Raw genomic sequence first — 1,052 nt, forward strand, 5'->3', positions numbered from 1 at the left:
TAGAGTCTTTCACGTTTTAACGGAAGCGTAGCCTGCGTTCGCAAAGTAATTGTCGCATTCGTCGGGGTCGATAGTGGCGACTAGGTGGCCGATATGTCGCCATGTGTCCTCGATCGATCGTTTTTGGGCCTTTCGCATCCAGTGCTTGATCTTGGCGAAGGCCTGCTCGATCGGGTTGAGGTCGGGTGAGTAGGGCGGCAGGTACCAGAGCCTGGCGCCGGCGGAGCGGATCATCTGACGGATGGCGGCCGACTTGTGCGAGCCGAGATTGTCCATCACGACGATGTCGCCGGGTTCGAGCACCGGCACGAGCTGCTGCGAGACATAGGCTCGGAAGCACTGGCCGTTGATCGGTCCGTCGAAGACGCAAGGCGCGGCGAGCCGATCGCAGCGCAGCGCACCGAGGAAGGTCAGTGTACGCCAGTGACCGTGCGGGGCGAAGCCGCGCAGAGGCTTGCCCTTCAGCCCCCAGCCGCGCAAAGGGGCCATGTTGGTCTTGATCCAGGTCTCGTCGATGAAGACCAGCCGACGCGGATCCAGGCCAGCCTGCCAGGAGCGCCAGCGCTGTCGTCGCCGCGCGATGTCGGCGCGGGCCTGCTCAAGGGCGAACAGCGTTTTTTTTGAACCGCAGCCCTTCACGCCGCAGGAACAGCCATACTGCGTTGTGCGACACTTGCACTCCGCGCGCCGCCAGCTCCTCCTTCAGCCCATGCAGCGTCAGGTGCGAGGTCTGGTTGATCCGCTCCACAATGAAGGCGCGATGCGGCTCCAGAAGCCGCTTGCGATGCCCGCCCATCTTGGCCGGCGCAACCGAGCCGGTCGCACGATAGCGCTGCGACCACTTCACCGCCGACGACACGGCAACGCCGAACCGCTCGGCAACGGATCGGCAGCTTTCCCCGGCCGCGACCGCCGCCACAACACGCTCTCGAAGATCATTGGAAAGAGGTCGGGTCATCAGATGCTGGCCTCCAATCCAGCCAGCATCTTGAATCACAAATCCGACCAAACGGGAATCCATTCCGATTCAGTTAGGCCGTGAACCGCTCTAG

The 1,052-nt window shown here is 62.9% G+C and carries 1 protein-coding gene; it reads right to left on the minus strand.

The window, feature by feature from the left end:
* Nucleotides 1–9: 9 nt before the first annotated feature.
* Nucleotides 10–958 (minus strand): IS630 family transposase gene (locus AC0L26_RS31935; RefSeq protein ID WP_473636078.1). Its coding sequence is split into 2 segments (ribosomal slippage): nucleotides 10–621 and nucleotides 623–958, totalling 948 coding nucleotides; the frame shifts between segments, so codons are not numbered across the junction.
* Between the last annotated feature and the right edge of the window lie 94 nt (nucleotides 959–1,052).

This window comes from Mesorhizobium sp. WSM4823 (genome assembly GCF_055811195.1).